This window comes from Acidiphilium sp. PM, from assembly GCF_000219295.1.
In the GTDB taxonomy this organism is placed as follows: domain Bacteria; phylum Pseudomonadota; class Alphaproteobacteria; order Acetobacterales; family Acetobacteraceae; genus Acidiphilium; species Acidiphilium multivorum.
The window spans coordinates 1-1,484 of record NZ_AFPR01000208.1; the positions used below are offsets into that span (position 1 = coordinate 1).

Genomic DNA, 1,484 nt, shown 5'->3' on the forward strand with positions numbered 1-1,484 from the left:
CATCGGCCTCGCCCGGAAACTCGCCGGTGTTGCGATCTCCGACCCGATGAGCGGCTTCTTCCTCCTCCGCCAGTCGCTGTTCGAGGACCTGGCGCACCGGCTGAACGGGCAGGGCTTCAAGATCCTGCTCGACCTGCTGCTCTCCGCGCCGGCCCCGCTGAAGGTCGCCGAACTCCCCTACCGCTTCCGCCCCCGCGCCGCCGGCGAAAGCAAGCTCGACATCCTGGTGATGGTCCAGTTCGCCGGCCAGTTCGTCGACCGCGCGCTCGGCGGCATGGTGCCGCTGCGCTTCATCGCCTTCGCCCTGGTCGGCCTGTTCGGCATTTTCGTGAACCTCGCGGCAATGCAGGCGAGCCGCGCCGCCGGGCTCGGTTTCGGCCCGGCGCAGACGCTCGGCACCATCGTCGCCATGGTCGCCAATTTCGAGCTGAACAACCGCCTGACCTACCGCACGATGAAGCTGCGCGGCGTGCGCTACTGGCAGGGTCTCGTGCTGTTCATGCTGGTCTGCGGCCTCGGCGCCATCGCCAATATCGGCATCGCCGGCGCGCTCTATCATCGGGGCGACGCCAACGGCCTCGCCGCCAGCGCCGCCGGCTCGGCGATCGGCGTGGTCTGGAACTACGCGGTCTCCGCCACCCTGGTCTGGCGCGTGCGATGAGCGCGCAAAAGTCGTGCGTGCGATGAGCGCGCAAAAGCCGTGCGTGCGATGAGCGCGCAGAACCGATGCGTGCGATGAGCGCGCCGGACCGGTCCGGGCGATGAGCCGCCAGGCCTGGCTGGCGGCCCTGGCCGGCCTCACCCTCCTCCGCCTCGTCCTCGCCGCCCTCATCCCGCTCTCGCCGGACGAGACCTATTACTGGCTGTGGTCGAGGCACCTCGCCACCGGCTATTACGACGACGCGCCGCTGATCGCGCTCTGGATCCGGGCCGGCACGTTCATCGCCGGCAACGGCGCGCTCGGCATCCGTCTGCTCTCGCCGCTCTCCGCCGCGATCGGCACGCTGCTGCTCTGGCGCGCCGGCGAGGATCTCTTTCCCAACCGCCGCGCCGGCCTCACCGCCGCGCTCCTGCTCAACGCCACCCTGGTGCTGAATGCCGGCGCCATCATCACCACGCCGGACACGCCGCTCCTGCTGTTCTGGACCGCTTCGCTCTGGGCGATGGCGCGCTGGCTCGCCACCGGCGACGACCGCTGGTTTCTCGCCGCCGGCCTCGCCGCGGGGCTCGGCTTCGAGGCCAAATACACCGCCGCCCTGCTCTTCGTCGCCATCGGCCTGTTCATGCTCGCCACGCGCGAGGGCAGGGCGGGGCTGCGCCGACCGCTGCCCTGGCTCGGGCTGCTGCTCGGCCTGCTGGCGATGCTGCCGGTGGTCCTGTGGAACGCGGCGCATGGCTGGGCGAGCTTCGCCAAGCAGGGCGGCCGCTCCGCGCATCTCGACCTGGCCGGGACGCCCGGCCACCTGCTCGGGCTGATCGGCGGG

The 1,484-nt window shown here is 71.2% G+C and carries 2 protein-coding genes; both read left to right on the forward strand.

Annotation, left to right across the window (positions count from 1 at the left end; translation table 11 throughout):
• A partial coding sequence (locus APM_RS09665) for a GtrA family protein (protein WP_007423185.1) occupies positions 1-661 on the forward strand: 661 nt, incomplete at its 5' end.
• A gap of 100 nt (positions 662-761) precedes the next feature.
• Positions 762-1,484: glycosyltransferase family 39 protein (locus APM_RS09670; RefSeq protein ID WP_007423186.1), on the forward strand; the 723-nt coding region annotated here is incomplete at its 3' end.